This window comes from Desulfovibrio piger (assembly GCF_012843875.1).
GTDB lineage: Bacteria > Desulfobacterota > Desulfovibrionia > Desulfovibrionales > Desulfovibrionaceae > Desulfovibrio.
The window spans coordinates 1-6,575 of sequence record NZ_JABAFY010000081.1 but is presented as its reverse complement, the minus strand read 5'-3'; the positions used below and the strand labels follow the sequence as shown (position 1 = coordinate 6,575).

Below are 6,575 nucleotides of genomic sequence, written 5' to 3'. Positions count from 1 at the left end.
TGTCAACAAGTTTTTTTCATTTTCGCGAAAGTTTTTTTCGCGGCCCCGTCGGGGCAACTCGTTGGCGCGAGGGAGACCTATGTCTCATTTTCAAACCTGCGTCAAGAACTTTTTTTTGCCATCCGGGAAATTTTCTTTTCCCGTCGTCCTTTCGGACGTGGCCAGCTCGTTGGCGCGAACGGCTTTATGCGCCTTTTCGACCCCATCGTCAAGCATTTTTCCGCAAAAAAATTTGCGGATTTGCGTCTTGCTGACTGATTATTCAATCAACATGCTGAAAAGACACAAAAAAATGTTTGGATTTTTCTTTGCCATTTTCCATTTTCTTCTCCCCTTTCTGCCCGGCAAGAGCCACACATTCCCTGCTAGAGAAAGCATCCTTTTCTCTCCAAGAAGCGATGCGCCTCTTTCGCCCTGCTTCGGATTTTCTCTGTCACGGCACCAAAGGACACACGAAAAGGAGAAAAATACACCGGACACAGCGCCCCGGATGCGACATTGAAAGCACGGCCTGCTGTCCCTTTCCTCAGGAAAGAAGAAAGGCAAAAGCAGATAGTCCTCCTCTACTTGCGCTATCCACAGCAAGAACCGGCGGTCCCCGCAAAAAATGCAAAGGGGATCCTTCCCGGGCGGCAGCCCGACAAAGGATCCCCTGCTATCAGCTCAACAGGTCTCTATCCTGCGAGGCCTTCCAGAGCCGTCATCATCTTTTCCACGTCCTGGACCGTAAAGTCCACGGGCAGGGACATCAGCATGCCGAGCCCTTCCATCTTGTCGTGGAATTCCGCCGCCGTCATGGGGCTGACAGCAGCCGTATGGATCATGGCATTGACCATGAGGATGTCGATGACAGCCTTGCGCAGCTCCTCAGGCTCCAGCCCCAGGTCGAGCACGGCCAGAGCGGGGGCCTGCTGGCGCACCAGCTCCATGCCCTGTTCCAGGGAACCCGCCTGCCGGACAGCCGCACCGCGCCCTTCCATGACCGGAAGGACCGGGGCCCACTGTTCGGGGCGCGAGGTAACGATCAGGATATCCATAGCGGACCCCACGGCCTAGTGATGGCCGCCGCCACCGCAGGTGAAGTCCATGGTGAAGGGAGGCAGCTTGCCTTCCAGGAAGGCCTGCACGGCAGCGCCCACGGTGGGGTACTGACCGGCGAAGAAGACGTTGACGCCCACCTGCTGGAAGCCCATCAGCGGACGCATGCCCATGCCGCCGGCCAGCAGGGCTTTCACGCCGTGGCTGGCCAGGTGCTGCACGGGAGCCATGCAGCCGCCCTGCTGGTGAGGCACGTTTTCCAGCGTGCCCACGGCCTTGATGGCGTTGTCTTCGATTTCAACGATGGTGTAGATGTCGCAATGGCCGAAGTGCATGCCCATCTGGGCATCGAGACCGCCAGGCATGCAGGAAGGCACGGCAAGAAGAAAGCTCATGATAAACGCTCCATTTCTGGTCGAAGGTGCGCGGCCTAGCGGCCGGTGCGCATATCCTGAAGGGCCGACCACATGTCCTTCAGGCTGTTGCCAAGAGGATTGTCGAATTCTGTCAGGGCGCGACGCTGCACCATGGCCCGGGTCACCACCGGATCGAAGGGCAGGCGCCCCAGCAGGGTATGGCCGTGTTCGGCGCATTCCGCGGCGATGGCATCGGCCTCGTTCACATTGAGATCAGCCTTGTTGATGATGATGGCCAGCGGGATGCGGAAATGCCGGCACAAATCGGCCACGCGGCTGAAATCGTGGCGACCTGACGGCGTGGGCTCCACGACGCCCACGGCCAGACTGGCCCCCGACAGGGAACTGATGACGGGACAGCCCACGCCCGGCGAACCGTCGCACAGGATGGTCTCCAGCCCCAGCGCTCTGGCACGCTCCCTGGCCTGGGCCTTGAGCAGGCTCACCAGACGTCCGGAGTTCTCCTGCCCGGGAAAGAGCTGGGCATGGACCATCAGCCCGAAGCGGCTGTCGCTCACGTACCAGTCACCACAGTGATTGTCGGGAAAATCGATGGCCTGCTGCGGACAGAGCTTCACGCAGACGCCGCAGCCTTCGCAATGGTCATCGATAAGGAAGCCCCCGTCATGAGGACGTACCGCTTCGAAACGGCACAGATCGGCACACTGGCCGCAACGGATGCAGTCATCCTGACGGATCCGGGCGCTGTGTCCCGAGATGAACGGCGTGCGTTCCTTGACCTCCGGCTGCAGCAGGATGTGCAGGTCGGGCGCATCCACGTCCAGGTCACAGATGACCTTGCTTTCGGCCAGATGGGCAAAGGAGGCGCAAACCGTGGTTTTGCCCGTCCCGCCCTTGCCGCTGATGACGACGATCTCACGCATGGCACACCTCCCCGCCCAGACGGCGCAGGGCATCGCGCAAGTGTTCGAAACGCTGTTTCCATTCCGGGGACAGCGCGGCCAGCAGACGGCCATTGGCATATTGCTCGGCGGCGGCCCGTTCAAAAGGCAGCTCCGCCAGCAGGGGCAGACCGTGTTTGCGACAGTAGTCACGCACCGCGGCGTCACCATCGGCATTACCCTCGGCCCCGGCCCGGTTGATGACCACGGCCATGGCCTTGTTCAGGGGCAGGAAGGCCTGATGCGCCAATCTGAAATCATGGAAACCGAAGGGCGTGGGGTCGGCCACCAGCAGGATCAGATCCACATCACGGGTGACCGTGACCGCCGGACAGCTGACCCCGGGAGGCGCATCGAGAATGGCATCGGCCGGGATCTCAGCCAGCATGGCGTCCAGACGGGCCCGCAGCTGGCGCAGCAGGGGCGGCGTCATGGATTCGCCGATACGGGTACGCCCCATGAGGAAGCGGACAGTACCGTCCAGCACCGCGCCGTGTTCCAGTTCGCCCAGCTCCCGGCCCACGGGCTTGAGGGCCTTGTCCGCACAGACGGCGAAACAGCCGCCGCAGCCGTGGCACATGTCGGGAAAGATGCTGATATTGCCGGCAAAGGAGGCGATGGCCTTGAAGCTGCAGATCTCGCGGCATTTGCCGCACTTGCTGCACGCGGCCAGATCGAGGGAAGGAACTTCCAGCCAGGCCTTGCTGCTCCCCTCCACCTGCGGCGGCAGGAAGAGGTGGAGGTTGGGCGCTTCCACGTCCGTGTCCACGGCCACCAGGGGGCTGTCCCAGACGCTGGCCAGGGAGGCCGCCACGCTGGTCTTGCCTGCCCCGCCCTTGCCGCTGGCAATGGCGATACGCATACGGGTCCTCTACTTGTTGGGCGCGTCAGCAAAGGGGAATTCGCCCTTCTGGAAACGTTCCACCGCTTCCCGGACGGTACCGCTCACATCCTGGCAGACCTTGATGCCCGCAGCTTTCAGTGCGTCGAAAGCCTTGGGGCCCACATAGCCGCTCAGCACCACCTGCACGCCTGCGTTGGCCACACGTTCGGCGGTCTCGATGCCGGCGCCCATGCTCATGGTCTGGGAAGCGCCGTTGTCGATATAGCTCACGCTCATGTCCGGCAGATCCACCACCACGAAACCGCCCGCGCGACCGAAACGGGGATCGACGAGATCGTCAAGGGTGGGGCCTTCACTGGAAATGGCAATCTTCTGCATGGTATTCTCCTTTGCGTCCGCAGTCCGCTGATCCGGTTCGGCCAGGGCATAATGACCGCCCTCGATGCGCAGGGCCCGGCCCGTGACCAGGGCCAGCGCCACCGTGCGCCGGGCAGCAGCCAGAGTACGGCCGAACGTATGCCGGGACACACGCATGCGGCAGGCGGCCTCGGAACCGGTCAGGCCTTCCAGATCCGCCAGACGCAGGGCTTCGAGTTCTTCCACGCCCAGGCAGACTTCCTCCAGGGCCGTCATGGGGATGCCCCGCGGCTTGAAGTAGGTGACACTGGGAGTGGTGGCCACATAGCGGCACTGTCTGGGACGCGGCATGATTTCTCCAATATCTGGCAAAACGGGCACGCATCCGGAAAGGATGGCAGGCTTGCGGACGTTTTGCACAATTGAGCATAATCCTTGCGGCGGCCATGTCAAGCCCCTTTCCCGGATCCCGCCGCTTTTTCCTGCTTCCGCGCAGCGCGTTGACGCTTTTCTTGGCCGCATGGTACAAGTCCCGGACCTGCCCTGTGCAGCCATCCCGAGGTTCCCATGTCCCAAAATCGTGCCAGCATGCTGGACCGCCCCGTGGCCCAGACCTTTTTCCGCTATGGCCTGCCCTGGTCCGCGGCCTTCCTCCTGCTTTCGTCCGCCGGTCTGGTGGATACCATTTTCATCGGTCGCTATGTCGGGGCCCAGGCTCTGGCAGCCGTCAATATCATCAGCCCTGTCTTCAGCATTTTTTTCGGCATGGGCGTCATGCTTTCCGTGGGCGGCACGGTCCGCAGTGCCCACCACGTGGGGCGCGGCGATCTGCGGGCCGCTTCGGCGGTCTTTGGCCGCACCATGCTGCTCATCCTGCTGGCCGGTCTGGTACTGGCCCTGCTCTCGCTGCTGTTCCGGCCGCTGCTGCTGGCCTTGCTGGGGGCGGACGGTGATGTGATGCGGCCCGCGTACCAGTATCTGACCACCATCCTGCTTTTCAGCCCTGTGCTGCCCGCCTCCTACGCCCTTTCGCAGTTCGCCCGGGTGGACCAGCATCCCACCCTGGCCTCTCTGGGGCTCATCCTGAGCGCTGCCGTCAATATCTTCCTGGACTACCTGTTCATCGCCCGCTTCGGCTGGGGCGTGCAGGGGGCGGCCCTGGCCACGGGCCTGGGCTTCAGCTGTACCCTGCTCCTGTTCCTGGTCCACTTCCTTTCCCGCCGAGCCCTGCTGCGTCTGACCCTGAAGGGCTGCGGCTGGCGGGAGATACTGCGGGCCAGCCTCAACGGCAGTGCGGAGAGCATCAACGAGATCTCCGTGGGCAGCATCATCCTGCTCATCAATCATCTGATGATGGCCCGCTTCGGCTCCTCCGGCGTGGCCGCCTTCACCGTGATCAGCTACGGTTCGTGGTTCGGCCTGACCCTGGCTTACGGCCTCAGCGACACCCTGTCGCCCCTGGTCAGTGCCAACCATGCTGCCGGGTTGCGCCAGCGGACGCACAGATTCCTGCACGTCGCCCTGCTGAGCCTGCTGGCACTGGGCGTGATCATGTTCCTTGTCTTCAGCCTCTACCCGCAGGAGCTTGCCCGCCTTTTCCTGCCCGACAACGCTGCTGTGGGCAGCCTGGCCTGTGACTTCATCGCCGACTTCCGCTGGAGCTTTTTCTTCAGCGGCCTGAACATGGGCATCGCCTGTTACCTGACCGGGCTCAACCGCTCCCTGCAGGCTGTGGGCATGGCGCTGAGCCGCAGTCTGGTCTTTCCCGCCCTATTCCTGAGCCTGTTCGCCCTCTGGCTGGAAGACGAGCATATCTTCTGGGCCATCCCCCTAGCCGAGGCCCTGACCCTGCTGCTGGGCATCGGCCTGCTGGTCCACGGTCGACGGCGTACCGGCTGGTAGACCTGCTGACAGGAACCACCGCATACCGTATGCTGGCAGTACATGACACAAGGAGATCCTATGTCCACGAAACGCTTTTTGCCCGCTCTGCTGGCCGCCCTGCTGCTGGCCGCTCCCGCCATGGCAGCCGAACACGCTCCGGGGTTCGAAGCCTGCATCAAAAAAAATCCCAAGAGCTCGGATCAGAAACAGTGCCTGGATATGGAGCGTGATTACTGGCAGAAAAAGCTGGATACCCGTTATAAGGCCATGCAGGGCATCTGCAAAAAATTCTCCGGCCCCGAAGCGGAAAAACGCAGTGCCGCCTGCCTGGAAGCCCTGGAAGGGAGCCAGCACAGCTGGCTGGCGTACAAGGCCAGCATGCGTCCTGTGGCCGAGAACTATCCCAACAGCCAAAGCGCTATGGAGAACCTGGCCTGGTTCGAGATCGACCAGCTGCGCAAGCGCATCCACGATCTGGAGACCCTCGACCCCTCGCTGGCAGAAAAGCCGGCCCGCCGCTCCAATACCATGGATGACATCGAGAAGGGCCTGTCGGATTTCGGCAACAGCATGGAATCCCTGTTCAATTCCGGCATGAAGAAAATGGGCCTGGAGTAGGTCCCTTTGGGGCTTTTGCCAAAAACAGGAACGGAGCAGCATCCCTGTCCCGTTCCTGCCCCTTCGAAGGCCTCCTGCCCGCTCCCGGGCCGCAAGAGGACGGCCTTTCCGTCATGTCCCCTTCGGGGTATCCTTTTGCCGGGCTGGCCGAACGGCCTGCCGCCTGTCATCGTATCTTGCGGAGGCATCATGGATTCTTTGCTCACGCTGCCGGAGGCCATCCATCTTCCCGGCATGCCGGAACATTTCACGGCTCTGCTCACCTCAGACAGCGGGCTGCTGGTGGAGCGCATCGTTTCCTGGGGCCATGTGACGCCGGAAGGCCAGTGGTACGATCAGAAAAAAGACGAATGGGTCCTGCTGCTGGAAGGCGCCGCTCGACTGGGCTTTGACGATGGCCGTGAAGTATCCCTGGAACGCGGCCAGTGTCTGCTATTGCCTAAGAGAATGTCCGGCATACACCTTGCTATACCAGTTTTCTCCAAAGGATACAGGCCAAAGCAAGGTAAAGTAGCC

General features: G+C 61.9%; 9 protein-coding genes. 4 read left to right on the top strand and 5 right to left on the bottom strand.

The window, feature by feature from the left end; all coding sequences use genetic code 11:
- On the top strand, positions 1-258 hold a 258-nt coding region (locus tag HF854_RS11965), incomplete at its 5' end, for a hypothetical protein (protein ID WP_168936493.1).
- A 416-nt stretch (positions 259-674) separates the two neighbouring features.
- On the opposite strand, the gene HF854_RS11960 is transcribed toward HF854_RS11965, so the two are convergent.
- From HF854_RS11960 to HF854_RS11940, 5 genes are read right to left on the bottom strand one after another with little or no spacing between them, the layout of a single operon-like run.
- Positions 675-1,037 (bottom strand): hypothetical protein, encoded by a 363-nt coding sequence (locus HF854_RS11960; RefSeq protein WP_168936492.1) that lies wholly within the window; start codon positions 1,035-1,037, stop codon positions 675-677.
- 15 nt (positions 1,038-1,052) lie between these two features.
- Positions 1,053-1,433 carry a NifB/NifX family molybdenum-iron cluster-binding protein gene (locus HF854_RS11955; protein WP_205906129.1) on the bottom strand — a complete coding sequence of 127 codons (381 nt, stop codon included), beginning with the start codon at positions 1,431-1,433 and terminating at the stop codon, positions 1,053-1,055.
- A gap of 35 nt (positions 1,434-1,468) precedes the next feature.
- A complete protein-coding gene (locus tag HF854_RS11950; protein ID WP_168936491.1) occupies positions 1,469-2,338 on the bottom strand; it encodes an ATP-binding protein in 870 nt (289 codons plus the stop codon).
- The gene (locus tag HF854_RS11945) at positions 2,331-3,218 is read right to left on the bottom strand and encodes a nucleotide-binding protein (protein ID WP_168936490.1); all 888 of its coding nucleotides are present in this window, start codon (positions 3,216-3,218) and stop codon (positions 2,331-2,333) included. Before HF854_RS11945 ends, HF854_RS11950 begins: the two co-directional genes overlap by 8 nt.
- A gap of 9 nt (positions 3,219-3,227) precedes the next feature.
- The gene (locus HF854_RS11940) at positions 3,228-3,908 is read right to left on the bottom strand and encodes a NifB/NifX family molybdenum-iron cluster-binding protein (RefSeq protein WP_168936489.1); all 681 of its coding nucleotides are present in this window, start codon (positions 3,906-3,908) and stop codon (positions 3,228-3,230) included.
- Between the two features lie 216 nt (positions 3,909-4,124).
- On the opposite strand from HF854_RS11940, the gene HF854_RS11935 reads away from it, so the two are divergent.
- The 3 genes from HF854_RS11935 to HF854_RS11925 all read left to right on the top strand — a co-directional run.
- Positions 4,125-5,459, top strand: coding sequence for an MATE family efflux transporter (locus tag HF854_RS11935; RefSeq protein ID WP_168936488.1), 1,335 nt, complete (start codon positions 4,125-4,127; stop codon positions 5,457-5,459).
- Positions 5,460-5,519: 60 nt separating this feature from the next.
- Entirely contained in the window at positions 5,520-6,059 is a 540-nt protein-coding gene (locus HF854_RS11930) for a lysozyme inhibitor LprI family protein (protein WP_168936487.1), read from the top strand.
- A 189-nt stretch (positions 6,060-6,248) separates the two neighbouring features.
- The coding region (locus HF854_RS11925) for a cupin domain-containing protein (RefSeq protein WP_205906128.1) at positions 6,249-6,575 on the top strand (327 nt) is incomplete at its 3' end.